This window comes from Micromonospora sp. NPDC000316 (assembly GCF_042898885.1).
GTDB lineage: Bacteria > Actinomycetota > Actinomycetes > Mycobacteriales > Micromonosporaceae > Micromonospora.
In genome coordinates this window covers 231,161-245,053 of sequence record NZ_JBIAZG010000001.1, presented here as the reverse complement: position 1 = coordinate 245,053, position 13,893 = coordinate 231,161, and the positions used below count along the sequence as shown (strand labels likewise).

At 71.5% G+C, this 13,893-nt stretch carries 14 protein-coding genes; 7 read left to right on the top strand and 7 right to left on the bottom strand.

The genetic code is table 11. The annotated features are described in order from the left end of the window. Nucleotides 1-49 precede the first annotated feature (49 nt). Nucleotides 50-448, top strand: a complete 399-nt coding sequence (locus ACFY2Q_RS01115) for a VOC family protein (RefSeq protein ID WP_387126344.1) — start codon at nt 50-52, stop codon at nt 446-448. 48 nt (nt 449-496) lie between these two features. Here ACFY2Q_RS01115 and ACFY2Q_RS01110 read toward each other — a convergent pair whose 3' ends face one another. Continuing rightward, nucleotides 497-1,114 (bottom strand): pyridoxamine 5'-phosphate oxidase family protein, encoded by a 618-nt coding sequence (locus tag ACFY2Q_RS01110; protein ID WP_387126342.1) that lies wholly within the window; start codon nt 1,112-1,114, stop codon nt 497-499. 165 nt (nt 1,115-1,279) lie between these two features. On the opposite strand from ACFY2Q_RS01110, the gene ACFY2Q_RS01105 reads away from it, so the two are divergent. Genes ACFY2Q_RS01105 through ACFY2Q_RS01095 form a run of 3 tightly spaced genes read left to right on the top strand, consistent with a single transcriptional unit; the run spans nt 1,280 to nt 3,446 of the window. Continuing rightward, a complete protein-coding gene (locus tag ACFY2Q_RS01105) occupies nt 1,280-1,786 on the top strand; it encodes a DUF2231 domain-containing protein (RefSeq protein WP_387126340.1) in 507 nt (168 codons plus the stop codon). Then, nucleotides 1,783-2,331 (top strand): Hsp20/alpha crystallin family protein, encoded by a 549-nt coding sequence (locus ACFY2Q_RS01100; RefSeq protein ID WP_387126338.1) that lies wholly within the window; start codon nt 1,783-1,785, stop codon nt 2,329-2,331. The genes ACFY2Q_RS01105 and ACFY2Q_RS01100 overlap by 4 nt, the downstream gene beginning before the upstream one ends. An 8-nt stretch (nt 2,332-2,339) precedes the next feature. Continuing rightward, nucleotides 2,340-3,446 (top strand): glycosyltransferase family 9 protein, encoded by a 1,107-nt coding sequence (locus tag ACFY2Q_RS01095; RefSeq protein ID WP_387126336.1) that lies wholly within the window; start codon nt 2,340-2,342, stop codon nt 3,444-3,446. Between the two features lies 1 nt (nt 3,447). On the opposite strand, the gene ACFY2Q_RS01090 is transcribed toward ACFY2Q_RS01095, so the two are convergent. Continuing rightward, complete coding sequence (locus ACFY2Q_RS01090; protein ID WP_387126334.1) at nt 3,448-4,326, bottom strand: glycosyltransferase family 2 protein; 879 nt, start codon at nt 4,324-4,326, stop codon at nt 3,448-3,450. After that, nucleotides 4,323-6,197, bottom strand: coding sequence for a D-glycero-beta-D-manno-heptose 1-phosphate adenylyltransferase (rfaE2, locus tag ACFY2Q_RS01085; RefSeq protein ID WP_387126332.1), 1,875 nt, complete (start codon nt 6,195-6,197; stop codon nt 4,323-4,325). The genes ACFY2Q_RS01090 and rfaE2 overlap by 4 nt, the downstream gene beginning before the upstream one ends. 182 nt (nt 6,198-6,379) lie before the next feature. Between rfaE2 and ACFY2Q_RS01080 the strand changes: the two genes are divergently transcribed. Together ACFY2Q_RS01080 and ACFY2Q_RS01075 are read left to right on the top strand one after the other, a co-directional pair. Beyond that, nucleotides 6,380-6,922, top strand: a complete 543-nt coding sequence (locus ACFY2Q_RS01080) for a type 1 glutamine amidotransferase domain-containing protein (RefSeq protein WP_387126331.1) — start codon at nt 6,380-6,382, stop codon at nt 6,920-6,922. A 144-nt stretch (nt 6,923-7,066) separates the two neighbouring features. After that, nucleotides 7,067-8,740: an MDR family MFS transporter gene (locus tag ACFY2Q_RS01075; protein WP_387126329.1), complete on the top strand. Its 1,674-nt coding sequence runs from the start codon at nt 7,067-7,069 to the stop codon at nt 8,738-8,740. A gap of 9 nt (nt 8,741-8,749) precedes the next feature. Here the strand turns inward: ACFY2Q_RS01075 and ACFY2Q_RS01070 are convergent, their stop codons facing one another. Beyond that, nucleotides 8,750-9,241, bottom strand: coding sequence for an NUDIX domain-containing protein (locus ACFY2Q_RS01070; protein ID WP_387126327.1), 492 nt, complete (start codon nt 9,239-9,241; stop codon nt 8,750-8,752). A gap of 56 nt (nt 9,242-9,297) precedes the next feature. Here ACFY2Q_RS01070 and ACFY2Q_RS01065 point away from each other — a divergent pair, with 56 nt between their 5' ends. Next, nucleotides 9,298-10,947, top strand: coding sequence for a fatty acid--CoA ligase (locus ACFY2Q_RS01065; protein ID WP_387126325.1), 1,650 nt, complete (start codon nt 9,298-9,300; stop codon nt 10,945-10,947). A gap of 185 nt (nt 10,948-11,132) precedes the next feature. Here the strand turns inward: ACFY2Q_RS01065 and ACFY2Q_RS01060 are convergent, their stop codons facing one another. The 3 genes from ACFY2Q_RS01060 to ACFY2Q_RS01050 form a co-directional block, all read right to left on the bottom strand. Then, nucleotides 11,133-12,143, bottom strand: coding sequence for an NADPH:quinone reductase (locus ACFY2Q_RS01060; protein WP_387126323.1), 1,011 nt, complete (start codon nt 12,141-12,143; stop codon nt 11,133-11,135). A gap of 159 nt (nt 12,144-12,302) precedes the next feature. After that, nucleotides 12,303-12,968, bottom strand: a complete 666-nt coding sequence (locus ACFY2Q_RS01055; RefSeq protein WP_387126321.1) for an HAD family hydrolase — start codon at nt 12,966-12,968, stop codon at nt 12,303-12,305. A 24-nt stretch (nt 12,969-12,992) separates the two neighbouring features. Beyond that, nucleotides 12,993-13,817, bottom strand: coding sequence for a hypothetical protein (locus ACFY2Q_RS01050; protein WP_387127524.1), 825 nt, complete (start codon nt 13,815-13,817; stop codon nt 12,993-12,995). Nucleotides 13,818-13,893 lie beyond the last annotated feature (76 nt).

Below are 13,893 nucleotides of genomic sequence, written 5' to 3'. Positions count from 1 at the left end.
CGGACCCATACTGGAGACACGATCCGCCGGACACCTTGGAGCCGACTCCATGACGTACGCCCCCGTGACCGTCAGCCTGCCCGTCGCCGACCGCGCGACCGCACACCGCTTCTACTCCGACGGCCTCGGCCTGGAGGCGGTGGGGGAGTTGGCCGACGACGGCTTTCCGGAGCCGTTGCAGTTCGTGGTCAACGACGGGTTGCGGCTGATGCTCATCCCGACCGGCGGCTTTGGCTGGGTGATCGGCCCGCACGAGGTCGCCGCACGGGGTCAGAGCGAGTGCGTGCTCAGCCTCGGCGTCGCCTCTCCCGCTGACGCGGACGCGATCGTCGAGCGGGCCCGTGCCGCCGGCGCCCAGGTGGTCACGGAGCCGGCAGCGCAACCCTGGGGGTACGCGGGGGCCTTCGCCGACCCGGACGGTCACCTGTGGATGGTGTCCGCTGAGTAGCCGGCCAGACCCGAGCGGGCATGGGGGGTGCCGCCCCGGGAACCCGCGTCAGGCGTAGATCGTCTTGGCGTACTCCGGGCCGTAGTGTCGTTCCAGCTCTTCGAGGCTCTCCACGGGTGCCTCGACCTCCTTGATGAGGCGTGCCCGGGACGGCAGCACGTCGGGCTGCCAGGTCTCCGGCTGCCACAGCGAGGACCGCAGGAACGCCTTCGCGCAGTGGTAGAAGATCTGCTCGATCTCCACCACCACCGCGAGCACCGGCCGGTGTCCCTTGACCACCATGTCGTCGAACCAGGCAGCGTCGCGCACCAGTCGGGCCCGGCCGTTGATCCGCAGCGTGTCGGTCCGCCCGGGAATCATGAAGAGCAGCCCGACGTGCGGGTTGTCCAGGATGTTGCGGTAGCCGTCCGCGCGCTTGTTGCCCGGCCGCTCGGGCAGCGCGATCGTCGTGTCGTCCAACACCAGGGCGAAGCCGGCCGGGTCGCCCTTGGGTGAGACGTCGCAGGTGCCGTCCGCTCCGGCCGTGGCCACCAGGCAGAACGGCGAGGCGGCGAGCCACTGCCGGTCCCGCTCGTGCAGCCGGGCGCGATCCTTGTTGGCGGCCCGCGAGTGCGGCTCCCCGAGCAGTTCGCGCAACTCCTCGTGCGAGGTGATCTCCACCGTCACGTGTTCCTCCCCCAGCCGTTGAACCGGGGATGGCGGGGGCCACCCCTCGCCAGTCTAGGCGCGTGACCAGCGCGAGGTTTGTCCCCGACCGTCCGGGGTACGGCCTCAACCGACGCGCCCGCCGCACGTACCATCCGCAGCACGCCGACCAGTGGAGGCCGGGAGATGGAGAGCCGACTCAAGGTGCTGGGCCACCCGGTCCATCCGATGCTGGTCATGTTCCCGGTGGCGCTGCTGGTCACCGCGGTGCTGTTCGACCTGGTGGATACGGTCGGTGGTCCCGACCTGCTCGGCGAGGTCGCGTACTGGAACATCACCGTCGGCCTGATTGGCGGCCTGCTGGCCGCGGCGGCCGGCACGTTCGACCTGCTGGCGATCCCGACCGGCACCCGCGCCAAGCGGGTGGCGTTGCTGCACGCCGGGGCCAACGTCGCGGTGATCCTGCTCTTCGCCGCGATCTGGGTGGTCCGGCTCAACGCCGACTCCCGCGCCGCCGGCGGTGCGTTGCTCGTCGTCGAGGTGGTCGCCGTGGCGATCCTCGGGATCAGCGCCTGGCTCGGCGGTGAACTGGTCGACCGGCTCGGTGTGGGCGTCGACCGCGACGCGAATCTCGACGCGCCCAGCTCACTGCGGCCCCCCACGGCCGCCCAGCGGATCGGAGAGACGCGATGAGCGAGCAGCAGCCCGGCGGCTTCGGTCGGGGGTGGCGGAGCCGGCAGCAGGGCTGGGATCCGATGGGTGAGTTGCAGTCGCTGCGCGCCGAGCTGAGCCGGCTGGTCGGCGGCCGGGCCGGGGCGTCCGACGTCGAGCTGACCGAGACCTCCGACGGCTGGGAGGTCGTCGTCCGGTTGCCCGGTGTGGCGCCGGAGGAGGTGGCGGTCGAGCTTGACGACCGGGAGTTGTGCGTGCGCGCCCGCTCCGAAGCGGAGGTCAACGCCGACCAGGGCATCCCGGGCGGTTTCGAGACGCGCGGTTTCGAATACCGCGTCGACCTGCCGTCCCGTGTTGACCCGGAGGGCATCGACGCGGTGATGGACCACGGGCTGCTGCGGGTCCGCCTGCCCCGGGCGGCGCGGCCCACGCCCCGCACCATCACCGTCGGCCGCACCGGGCCGCGCTCCACAGTCCTGTCCGGTGGTACGCCGATGCCTGCCGATCCCGCTGCGGACCGGGAGCTGCACCACCCGGACACCGCCGGCGAGATCGACCGGCCGTAGCGGTAAGCGTGGTCACCCCGGCTCTGCTCGGCCTGACGGCGGGGCTGGTCTCCGACGTGCGACGGATCGCGGTGCTGCGGGCCAACGCGCTCGGCGACTTCATCTTCGTCCTGCCGGCGTTGGACGCGCTGCGCGCCGCGTACCCCTCGGCGGAGATCGTGCTGCTCGGCGCGCCGTGGCACGCGAAGCTCTGGTGTGACAGGCCCGGCCCGGTGGATCGGGTGCTTGTGGTGCCGCCGGCGCGCGGGATCCGCGACGCGGAGGCGGGCGAGTCGGCGTCGACGATCGACGAGTTCGTGACGGCCGCCCGCGGCGAGGGCTTCGACCTGGCGGTGCAGATCCACGGGGGTGGCGCCAACTCCAACCCGCTGATGAGCCGCCTCGGTGCCCGGGTCACCGTCGGGCTGCGCGCCGAGGACGCCCCGCCGCTGGACCGGTGGATCCGCTACGTCTACTACCAGCACGAGGTGATCCGCTACCTGGAGGTGGTGGCCCTGGTGGGCGCGGAGGCGACCACGATCGTGCCGACGCTGACGGTCACCGACGCCGACCGGGCCGAGGCGGCCCGGGTACTCGGCCCGGCGGACCGCCCACGGGTCGCGCTGCACCCCGGCGCCACCGACACCCGCCGCCGGTGGCCAGCCGAGCGCTTCGCCGAGGTGGCCCGTGAGCTGCACCGCGACGGCTACGAGGTGCTTGTCACCGGCACGCCCTCCGAGCGGGAGGTGGTGGACCGGGTGGTCGCGGCGGCGGGGGTGCCGGTCCGGCCGCAGGTCGGCACGTTGAGCCTCGGCGGGCTTGCCGGCTGCTACGCCGGTTGCGCGCTTGTCGTCTCCAACGACACCGGCCCGCTGCACCTGGCCGCCGCGGTGGGTGCCCCCACGGTGGGGATCTTCTGGGTCGGCAACCTGATCAACACGGCGAACCCGCTGCGCGGGAGGCACCGGCCGATCAGCTCCTGGATGGTGCACTGCCCGGTCTGTGGTGTGGACTGCACGCCGGGCATCTACCCGCACCGGCCCGGCGACGGCGAGTGCCCGCACCGGGACTCGTTCGTCACCGACGTGCCGGTGGCCGAGGTGCTGGAAGCGGCCCGCGAACTGCTCATGCAGTAGGTCACGCCGGCTGCGGGGTGTCCTCGTCGGCGAGGACGACCTCCCACGCCTCCACGTCCCGCTCGGTGACAGTGGTGGGGGACTCCAGGTGGTACGCGCCGCTGGGCAGGACTCCCGCGCCGCCGTACCGGGCCAGCACCCTGAGTTGGGCGGCAACGTCCTCGCCCTGGTGGTTCTCCTGCACCCGCTGCCAGAAGTCGAAGCCACCGGAGTCGACGAGCTTGGCCCGGTCGTAGAGCACGCACCCGCCCACCCAGGAGACCTTGTACGCCCGCCACGCGCCGGGCGGCAGCGCCAACTGGGCGGTGATGTGCAGCAGGTTGGCCGCCGAGTGGATACGCGCCCGGTTCCACTGCTCGGTGCCCGGCCGGATCCGCTCCGGCGCCGGCGGGCCGGTCCACTCCTCGTAGTGCCCGTGCGTGTCCGGCCGCACGTCCTCGGTGTACGACAGCCCGTGCACCCCGTTGCCGACGAACCCGCAGCCCAACTCCTCGATGGCGGTGACCAGCCGGTGCAGCGCCCCCGGTTCGAGCCAGACGTCGTCGTCGAGGCTGAGCACGTATCTGGCAGCCGACGCGGCGAGCAGGTACGCGCGGTGCTCAGCCAGCCCACGCCGGGGCAGGCGGCGGGTCAGCAGCACCGGGTGACCCCCGTGGCGCAGCGCCCGGACCATTGTGGCTGCCGCCGGGTGGGCGTACGTCGGTTCCCCGTCGGACTGGTCGCTGACCACCACACCGAACCCGGGTACGCCGCTCTGGGCGGCGAGCCCGGCCAGCGTGACCGCCAGTTCGGCGGGCCGGTTACGGGTCGGGATCAGCACGTCGACAAGCCGGTCGGCGCGGAACTCCTCCGGGGCGCCGAGGTCGAGTGGCCGGTTCACGACTGTTGGGTGCGGGTGCTCAGCGACGGGTCGGGCACGCTGGCCTCGACGCTTGACGTCGCGTCGGGTTCCCGGTCTGTGGCGTGCGCCGACGCGTCCTGACTGTGTGACCGGATCCGTTCGATGATCGCCGACGTGGACCTGTCGGGCACGTACCCAAGGGTGCGCACCTGGCCGCCGAGCCGGCGCACCAGCGGCGCCTCCGGCACCAGCTCCGGCGGATAGTCCCCACCCTTGACGTACACGTCGGGTCGGACCGCCTCGATCAGCGCGGCGGGCGAGTCCTCCTCGAATACCACCACGTGGTCCACGCAGGACAGCGCGGCGAGCAGGGCACCTCGGTCCTCGACCGGGTTGACCGGCCGGTCCGGCCCCTTGAGGCGACGTACGCTGCCGTCCGAGTTGACCGCCACGATGAGCAGGTCGCCGAGGGCGCGGGCCTGCTCCAGGTAGCGCACGTGGCCCCGGTGCAGCACGTCGAAGCAGCCGTTGGTGAACACCACCGACCGTCCCGCGTCGCGATGCTCGGCGACGATCGCGTCCAACTCGTCGGTGCCGACAAGTGCCGGATGCCCGCCGGTCTCCGGTGACATGTCGAGGGCGGCGAGGAGGTCGTCGCGCAGGCACACGCAGGTGCCGGTGTCGGACACGGTGATGGTGGCCGCGAGCTGGGCGAGTTGGGCGGCGGTGGGCAGCGGCGCGTCGGCGGCCAGGGCCAACGTCATCGCCGCCAGGTACGCGTCGCCGGCCCCCACGGCGTGGCTCGCCGGGACCGGGGTGCTGTGGCTGCGCCGCCGCTCGCCGTCGGCACCGCCGACAACCGCGCCCTCGGTGTCAAGGGTCACCGCGACCACGTCGGCACCGGTGTGCGCATGCAACTCGGCCAGGCGCGACTCGGCAAGCACCGCCCGGTCGACGCCCGCGCCAGCCTCGGTGTTCACTGTGACGCCGGTGCCTGTGACGCTGAGCCCGTCGCCGGTGAGCGCCACCCGACCCTCGCTGGCGGTGGGTTCGCCCACCGGCCCGGGCCGGTCGCCGTCGGCATCCGCGGCGGCCACCGCGACGCCGTCCGCGCGGGTCCCGCCAGGCGCGGCGCCGACGGTCAGCTCCGACGGCCCGTCGCTCGGGTCGCTGTCGGGGTGTTCCAGGTGCAGGTCGACGCCGTGCGTCGGGCGAGACTCGCCGCCGGCTCGGGCCAGCAGCCTGGTCGCCTCCGCGAAGCTGGGGGTGACCACCGTCGGTGCGAGGCCCCGCCAGTCGGCGAGGTCGTGGGCGTCCAGCGCGACAGTGGCGTACCGCTCCCGCTGCTCGACAAGCCACGCGCGGACCGGCGCGGGCAGGGCGCCCAGGCCGTAGTCGCAGACCACAAGGGTCGGCGCCTCGCCACCGGCGGCTGCCCGCAACTCCTCGGTGGCGCAGTCCAGCGCCGTGAGCAGCTGGGAGATCCCGTCCGGGTCGAGTGCGTCGTCCGGGTCGCCGGAGTCCTCCCGGAGCAGGATCTGGTTGCCGGCGAGCATCCGCCGCTTCACAGGGGTGTGCCGGCCGGAATGGCTGACGGTACGGTCCCAGACGCCTGCCCGGTCCAGACAGTCGTGCAGTTCGTCGCCGGCCACGTCGGCGCCGACCGGGGCCACCAGGACCGCCCGTCCGCCGAGGGTGGCGACGTTTACCGCTGTGTTAGCGGCCCCGCCGGCGGCGGAGATCCGCCGCCGCAGGGTGAGGACCGGGGCGGGCGCCTCCCGGCAGAGCCGGTCGGAGTCGGCGAACCGCCACTCGTCGAGCATGGCGTCACCGACGATCAGGACTGGGCGACCGAGCCAGCTCTCCACGACGGTCGCGAGCCGGCGCTGTTCCGCTGCTGCTCCTGCCATGCCTCCCCGGGTCCCCAACGCCCCCCGGGCCAAACCTGCGCGGCGACCGGTCCCGGGGGTACCGGGCCTGCGGTTCCGCTGAAACTCTGCCAACAAGGTGCCCTTGCTGCTCGCCCGGGTTGTTTCGGGTGTTCGGCGGCGGGAAGGGAATTGAGGTAACCCCGGAGAGGAGATGTACCGAGATGGCAGCGACATTGCAGGGCAAGCGGATCGCCTTCCTGGCCGCCGACGGCGTCGAGGAGGTCGAGTACGTCCAGCCGCGCGAGGCGGTCGAGAACGCGGGCGCGTCGGTCGAGCTGGTCTCGCTCAAGCCCGGTTCCATCACGTCCTTCAACCACCTGGACCAGTCCAAGACGTACGACGTGGATGTCACAGCGGACAAGGCGGACGTGGGCGCGTACGACGCGTTGGTGTTGCCCGGTGGGGTGGCGAACCCGGACTTCCTGCGGAGCGACCCGGAGGCGGTGCGGTTCGTGAAGTCGTTCTTCGACGCGGGCAAGCCCGTCGGGGTGATCTGTCACGGCCCGTGGACGCTGATCGAGGCGGACGTGGTGCGGGGCCGGCGCATCGCCTCCTGGCCCAGCCTGCGCACCGACCTGACGAACGCAGGCGCCACCTGGGTCGACGAGGAGTGCGTCACCGACGGCAACCTCATCAGCAGCCGCAACCCCGACGACCTCCCCGCCTTCTGCAAAAAGATCACCGAAGCCTTCGCCCAGGCCTGACCCCAGTCCCCAACCCCAGGCCCAACCCGTTGATCAAGAGGTTTGCGTCATGCGGAGCGCGAAATCTGACGCAAATCTCTTGATCAACAAGAAGGGGTTGCCCGGTAGGGCGCATGTTCTGCTGCTCCCGGGATAGAAGGCCACATGACCGAAGCCTCCGCCGCGCCGGTGTTGAATCGTCGGCAGATCCGGCTGCTCATGCTCGGATTGATGACCGGCATGCTGCTGGCCGCACTCGATCAGACAATCGTCGGTACGGCCCTGCCGACAATCGTCGGTGAGTTGGGCGGGATCAACCACTACTCGTGGGTGGTCACCGCGTACCTGCTCGCCTCGACGGCGTCGACGCCGCTGTACGGCAAGATGGCCGACCTGTACGGCCGCCGCCCGGTGTTCCTCTTCTCGATCGGAACGTTCCTGGTCGGGTCGTTGCTGGCCGGGTTGTCGCAGAACATGACCCAGCTGATCGTCACCAGAGGTATCCAGGGCCTCGGTGCCGGTGGTCTGCTGACCCTGGCGTTCACCATCATCTCGGACGTCGTGTCACCCCGGGAGCGTGGCCGCTACCAGGGGTTGTTCGGCGCTGTCTTCGGCATCTCGTCGGTGGCCGGCCCGCTTGTCGGTGGTTACTTCGCGGAGACCGACTGGCGGTGGATCTTCTATATCAACGTGCCGCTGGCGATCCTTGCCATCGTGGTCTGCTATCACGTGATGCGGCTGATCCCGTTCGAGCGGCGGGAGCACGCGATCGACTGGCTGGGCGCGGGTCTGCTGGTCGCCGGGGTGAGCTGTCTGCTGCTCGCGTTGAGTTGGGGCGGCACCGAGTATCCGTGGGGCTCCGGGGTGATCATCGGCCTGCTGGCGGCGGGCGCGGTGCTCGCCGTGCTCTTCGTGCTCCAGGAGGCCCGGGTGGCCGAGCCGATCCTGCCGCTTCGGTTGTTCCGCAGCGCCACGTTCGCGCTCGCCAACTCGGCGGGCTTCGTGCTCGGTCTGGTGATGTTCGGGTCCATCATCTTCATCCCGCTGTACCTGCAGATCGTCAAGGGCGCCTCACCGACCCGCAGCGGTCTGCTGATGCTGCCGATGATGGCAGGCATCATCTTCACCTCGATCATCACCGGGCGGGCGATGAGCCGGATCGGCCGGTACAAGTGGTTCCCGGTCGCCGGGTCGGCGACCCTGGTGCTGGGCATGTTGCTGTTCACCCGGCTGCACGTGGACACCTCGCTCTGGGTGGCGTTCCTCTTCATGGTGGTGATCGGCGTCGGCCTGGGGCTGTGCATGCAGTCGCTGGTCCTGGCGGTGCAGAACGCGGTCTCCGTGCGGGACCTCGGCGCCGGTACGTCCTCGGCGACGTTCTTCCGATCGTTGGGTGGTTCGTTCGGCGTGGCGATCCTCGGCACGCTGCTGTCCTCGCGGCTCAACACGCAGTTGGCCGACCGGCTGCCGGCTGCGATCGCCCAGCTTCCGCCGGAGCAGCAGGCGGCTGTCGCGGCGAGCGGCGGCACGAACATCTCGATCAACGATCCGGCGACGATCATGGCGTTGCCCGGTGCGGTCCGGGCCGCCATCCAGGAGTCGTTCGTCGACTCGCTGCACCTGGTCTTCCTGACGGCGGGTCTGGTCGCCATCGTGGCGGTGCTTGTCACAGTGGCGATGCCCAACAGCACCCTGCGGGGTGCGGGTCCCGAGGGCGCCACCGGCGGTGCCGACCCGCTGGGCGGTAAGGCTCCGGCGCCGGGCGGCAAGCCGCTGACCCGCGAGTCGAAGGAGGAGGCGGCCGCCGACATGGAGGCCAAGTCCCAGACGATGATCTGAGCACGACTCCTACTTCAGGATCAGCCTGTTGGTCTTGTCGAAGACGTCCAGGTCGGCCAGGGTCTCGTTGACCGAGGCGGAGAGTGGGGCGGGGAACCTGTCGCGCGGGAAGAAGCCCGCGTCGGTGGTCTCGTCGGTGGTCCGGGTCAGCTGCCCGTCCCACTCCTCCACCTTGAAGGCTGTCGTGAAGACCTGGTACGTGTGCCCGTACATGTTGGTGCTGGTCCGGTCCGGGCCGGTGTAGAGGGCGAACGCGCAGACCCGCAGCGCCCGCAGCCCGGTCTCCTCGCGGACCTCCCGCACGGCGCAGTCGGCGATCGACTCGCCCAGCTCCATCGCACCGGCGGGCATTGCCCACTGGCCGTTGTCCGAGCGTTGGATCAGCAGGATCCGCCCGGCGTTGTCGCTGACCACGGCCCGGGCGCCGACGAACATCAGCGTCCGGTCACCGGCCAGCGCGCGTAGCTGCCCCACGTACGAATCGGCCCAGGAGATGCTCACCTGCGACAATTTACGGGGGTTCCCAACGTGTGACCGGCGACACTAGCTTGTTACCCATGCGTAGCACGATGATGGACGCCCCTCTGCAGGTCTCCCGGATCCTCGACCACGGCGCAGGAGTGCACGGCGCGGCGGAGGTGGTCACCTGGACCGGCGCCGAACCCCGTCGGATGACGTACGCCGAGGTGGGTCGCGCGGCCGCCCAGTTGGCACACGGGCTGCGCGACGAGTGCGGGGTGACAGGTGACGAGCGGGTCGCCACCTTCATGTGGAACAACAACGAGCACCTGGTGGCCTACTTCGCGGTGCCGAGCATGGGCGCGGTGCTGCACACGCTCAACATCCGGCTCTTTCCCGACCAGCTCACCTACATCGCCAATCACGCGCAGGACCGGGTGGTGCTCGTCGACAGCACGCTCATCCCGCTGCTGGCCCGGGTGATCGGCGAGCTGGCCACCGTGCGGCACGTGGTGGTGGTCGGCGGCGGTGACCCTGCGCCGCTTGTGGCGGCGGCCGGTGACCGGATCGTCGTGCACCACTGGGACGCGCTGCTCGCCGACCGGCCGGAGGTCTTCGACTGGCCTGAGGTGGACGAGCGGGACGCCGCCGCGCTCTGCTACACCTCGGGCACCACAGGCAACCCCAAGGGCGTCGCCTACTCGCACCGCTCGATCTACCTGCACTCGTTGCAGGTGTGCATGCCGGAAGGCTTTGGTCTCGCGCCGACCGACCGGGAGTTGGCCATCGTGCCCATGTTCCACGCCATGTCGTGGGGCCTGCCGTACGCGGCGTTCCTGTCCGGCGCGTCGCTGATCATGCCGGACCGGTTCCTCCAGGCGGCGCCGATCGCCGAGATGATCGCCGCCGAGCGGCCGACCCTGGCGGGCGCGGTGCCGACCATCTGGACCGACCTGCTGGCCCACCTCGACACGCACGACGTGGACACCTCGTCGCTCACCGAGGTGATCGTCGGCGGCTCGGCCTGCCCGCCGGCGCTTATGCACGCCTTCGACGAGCGGCACGGGATCGAGGTGATCCATGCCTGGGGGATGACGGAGATGTCGCCGCTGGGCTCGGTCTCCCGACCGCCGGCCGGCGCGACCGGTGCGGAGGCGTGGCGGTACCGCTACACGCAGGGCCGGGTGCCGGCCGGCGTACAGGCGCGCATCGTCGGCCCGGCGGGCGAGCAGATGCCCGCCGACGGCACGTCCGTGGGCGAGCTGGAGGTCCGCGGGCCGTGGGTGACCGCCCGGTACGTCGGTGACGACGCACCCGACGAGGAGAAGTTCCGCGACGGCTGGCTGCGCACAGGTGACGTGGGCACGCTCTCCCCGGACGGCTACCTGACGCTCACCGACCGCGCCAAGGACGTGATCAAGTCCGGTGGTGAGTGGATCTCGTCGGTGGAGCTTGAAAATGCGCTGATGGCCCACCCGGCGGTGCTGGAGGCCTGCGTGGTGGGGGTGCCCGACGAGCGGTGGGGCGAGCGGCCGTTGGCGACAGTCGTGGTCCGGGAGAGCGCCACGGTGACCGTCGAGGAGCTGCACGACTTCCTCGCCGGCTCGGTGGCTCGCTGGCAGCTGCCCGAGCGGTGGGCGTTCATCGACACCGTGCCGAAGACCAGCGTGGGCAAGTTCGACAAGAAGGTCGTCCGATCGCGGTACGCCGGAGGCGAGCTGACTGTCCGAGAGCTGACATCCCCGTAACGTTTGAGCGAGCACCGTCGCCTGTAGGGATGAGGCGTGCTCCTGATCATTCCTCCCAGGGGGCGGCCCCGGCGTTCGCACCGCGCCGGGGCCGCCCTTTCCACGCGGGTAACCCGCACCGCCATTGTTGCGAAAATTGTTCGCCTCTGTCCCGATGACGGGGAAATCGGTGGCCGACGACCCGATCAGACGTCGCTGGTGGTGATCTGCACCTTGCCCACCACCGAGTCCTCCACCGCCTGGTGCGCCGCGGCCGCGTCGGCCAGCGGGTAGGGGTGCAGCGGCAGGCCCGCGTCCGCGCCCACCCGGATGCCGCCCTGGTTGGCAGCCGCCGCCACGTCGACCACACCCTGCGCCTTGGCCGCCTTCGGCTCGGTGTAGACAAGCACGAACTGCCAGCGACTGTTGAGCGCGAACAGCGGACGGACCGGCACCGTCATCTCGGCGCCACCGTCGTCGGCGTACACGCACACCGAGCCGCCCTGCCGCAGCACCTGCGCGTCCGTCGCCGCGTTGCGGGCCGGGGAGACCTCGACGATCGTGTGGACCCCGTCGGGCGCGATCTTACGGACCTCCTGGACCACGTCCTGGTCCCGATAGTCGATCACGAACGAGGCGCCGGCCGCCGCCGCGAGCTGAGCCTTCTCCGGGCTGCTCACCGTGGCGATCACCGTCGCGTCAGCCCACCGGGCCAGCTGGATCGCCGCGTTGCCGACCGCGCCCGCCCCGCCCTGCACCAGCACTGTGTGGTCGGCCAGCGCGCCGGCGCGCAACGTGTCAGGCATCAGCTCGCCGGCTGTCAGGCAACGGTGCGCGGTCAGGAACGGAATGCCCAGGCTCGCGCCCAACTCGAACGAGGCGTCACCGAGGCGGACCGCCTGCCGCACCGGGACCAGCGTGTACTCGGCGGCCGTGCCCCACGGCCGCTGCCAGGCCGCCTCCCAGATCCAGACCCGCTCGCCGATCAGGTCGGCGTCGACTCCCGTGCCGACCGCCTCCACCACTCCCGCACCGTCCTGCCCGGGGATCTGCCACCCCTTCGGGGCAGAGGACCGCCGGGATTTCCAGTCAGTCGGATTCACCCCGGACACCGCCATCCGGACCAGGACCTCGCCCGCCCCCGGTTCCGGCACCGGCCGGTCGACCAGTTGGAGCACCGAAGGGTCGCCGGTGCGCTCGTACACGATGGCCTTCATCCGTCGACTCCTCAGCTGTCCGCGCGCGGCACCCGGGTCGAGCACCGCCGCCTGCGGTACCCCGCACAGTCCCCGTCATGCCCGACCGATACGGGCCCTCGAAAACCGTACAACCGGGCACGCGCCGGCAGGGACCGGACGACAGTGACGCTGCGCCCGTCAGCCCGGCAGTTCGTCCACCAGCTCCGGAGTCAGCTCACCGACCGAGCCCAGCGTCACCGCCGCCAACCCGGCCGCGTCCGGATCCAGGGGGTACGAGCCGTGCGGCACCGCCACCACCCGCATCCCCGCCGCCGCAGCCGACCGAACCCCGTTCGACGAGTCCTCCACCGCCGCGCAGCGGGCCGCGTCGACGCCGAGGCGCTGCGCGACGGCCAGGTACACGTCCGGTGCCGGCTTGCCCCGCTCGGTCTCCTCGGTGGACAGGGTGGCGACGAACGCGTCGGTCAGGCCGGTGGCCTCCAACGCCGCCGCGATCAGCCGGGTCGGTGACGAACTCGCCAACCCCAGCGGCCACCGCGCGGCCAACCGGCGCACCACCTCGTCGGCGCCGTCGATCAGTGGCACGTGCTCCCGGTAGCGCTGGGCCATCTCCCGCACCACCTCGTCGGCGACCTGCTCGGCGGTGCGCTCCACGCCCAACTCGCCACTGAGATAGTCGGCCCACTCGCCGGTGCTCATGCCCATCAGCCGGCGCTGGGTGTCCGGCTGCCACGTGCCGCCGTGCTCGGCCACGTACGCCCGCCGGACCTCCTCCCACACCGGTTCGGAATCCACGATCACGCCGTCCAGGTCGAAGACCACCGCATCCACCACGGGGCCCATCCTGCCCGACCGACGGACCTCCGGTCAGGCCGGCAGCGGGGGCAGCCCGATCGGGCCGTCCGGCGGAATCAGCGTGTGACAGGTCCGGGCGATCGGGTCCAGCAGCTCACGCAGCCGGTCCGTGCGATCCGCGCCGAGGGCCAGCCACGGGTGCTCGGCGGCCCGGTCGGTGGCGTCCTCGACCGCCTGGAAGCCCGCATGGCCGACATCGGTGGCCTCGCCGTCCCCGGTCAGCCAGCCGCGCTGTGTCAGCCGCTCGCGGGCGGCGTGCCACTGCTCCTCCGTCCAGCCCCGGCCCAGCAAATTCACCGGTGACGTGCCGACGGCTACCTTCCAGGCAAGCGTCTCGACCGGGTCCAGATTGGCGGCGACCAGCGCCGCCACGTGCCCGTCGCCCCGAAGCTCGCGCAGCGTCGTGGCGGCCTGCCAGATCCGGGCGAGGGGGTACTCCCCGATGGGCAGCGCCGCGTTTGCCGCGCCGAGCACCCGACCGGCTGTCTGCGCCGCTGTGGCGGCCTCCTCCAGCAGGTCGGCGGTCTCCACCAGGTGCGACTCGGGCAGCTCGTAGGTCAACTCGGCGAGCGCCTGCACTGCACCGGTCAGCCGGGCCCGCAACGCCTCCGGCGGCGTGGCCAGCCGCCACACCGCCGGCAGCGCCCGGCTCACCATCGGTGGCGCGAAGCTGAAGAAGGCGGCGATCACCGGAGCAGCCTCGGTCGCGCCGAGCGGCGCGCACCGACCCGCGAAGTAGCCCCGCCAGTAGCCGCGCAGGCCAACCGCCTCGTACGCGGCACGGGCACGGGGGTGGAAGTAGGTGACCGCGTGCACCGCCTCGAAGTGCGTCCACATCAGCCGGGCCGTCCGCCCCGACTCGTCAAGTGCCGTCACACGCACCTCCGCGTCCCCGTCCCGGAATGCTCACCCC

Coding starts and splice junctions, on each gene's coding strand:
- ACFY2Q_RS01100 (WP_387126338.1), top strand. CDS start 1,783: ATGAGCGAGCAGCAGCCCGGCGGCTTCGGTCGGGGGTGGCGGAGCCGG.
- ACFY2Q_RS01105 (WP_387126340.1), top strand. CDS start 1,280: ATGGAGAGCCGACTCAAGGTGCTGGGCCACCCGGTCCATCCGATGCTG.
- ACFY2Q_RS01055 (WP_387126321.1), bottom strand. CDS start 12,968: ATGGGCCCCGTGGTGGATGCGGTGGTCTTCGACCTGGACGGCGTGATC.
- ACFY2Q_RS01065 (WP_387126325.1), top strand. CDS start 9,298: ATGCGTAGCACGATGATGGACGCCCCTCTGCAGGTCTCCCGGATCCTC.
- rfaE2 (WP_387126332.1), bottom strand. CDS start 6,197: ATGGCAGGAGCAGCAGCGGAACAGCGCCGGCTCGCGACCGTCGTGGAG.
- ACFY2Q_RS01050 (WP_387127524.1), bottom strand. CDS start 13,817: ATGTGGACGCACTTCGAGGCGGTGCACGCGGTCACCTACTTCCACCCC.
- ACFY2Q_RS01060 (WP_387126323.1), bottom strand. CDS start 12,143: ATGAAGGCCATCGTGTACGAGCGCACCGGCGACCCTTCGGTGCTCCAA.
- ACFY2Q_RS01075 (WP_387126329.1), top strand. CDS start 7,067: ATGACCGAAGCCTCCGCCGCGCCGGTGTTGAATCGTCGGCAGATCCGG.
- ACFY2Q_RS01080 (WP_387126331.1), top strand. CDS start 6,380: ATGGCAGCGACATTGCAGGGCAAGCGGATCGCCTTCCTGGCCGCCGAC.
- ACFY2Q_RS01115 (WP_387126344.1), top strand. CDS start 50: ATGACGTACGCCCCCGTGACCGTCAGCCTGCCCGTCGCCGACCGCGCG.